Source organism: Pseudomonas sp. SIMBA_068, from assembly GCF_046534705.1.
Lineage (GTDB): Bacteria > Pseudomonadota > Gammaproteobacteria > Pseudomonadales > Pseudomonadaceae > Aquipseudomonas > Aquipseudomonas putida.
The window spans coordinates 1-276 of the sequence record NZ_JAWRYI010000413.1 but is presented as its reverse complement, the minus strand read 5'-3'; the positions used below and the strand labels follow the sequence as shown (position 1 = coordinate 276).

Here is a 276-nt window from a genome sequence, read left to right as displayed (position 1 = left end):
CCCAAAGCCAGAGTACACCAAGCCCAAACCATGTGAGCCAGTAGCGAGGATGTAGAAACTCGCGGGAAAATTTGCATTGTGGAAACATAGTTACCTTCTGTAGATACGAATTGTTGTATCGCAGAAGATTCCATGTCGACAGCGGTACACTCAATTGGTTGGGCCATCATGTACGACAATGGTTCCTGTAAAGAGTGTAAAGACTAGTCAGGACATAACCACGAGGAGCATGAATGCGGTATCTGTACTTTATCACTCGCTGACTGCTTTCAGCTA

The 276-nt window shown here is 45.7% G+C and carries 1 protein-coding gene; it reads right to left on the bottom strand.

Annotated elements, in window-relative coordinates; all coding sequences use genetic code 11:
• The coding region (locus SB756_RS29765; protein WP_410913172.1) for a hypothetical protein at positions 1 to 88 on the bottom strand (88 nt) is incomplete at its 3' end.
• Positions 89 to 276 lie beyond the last annotated feature (188 nt).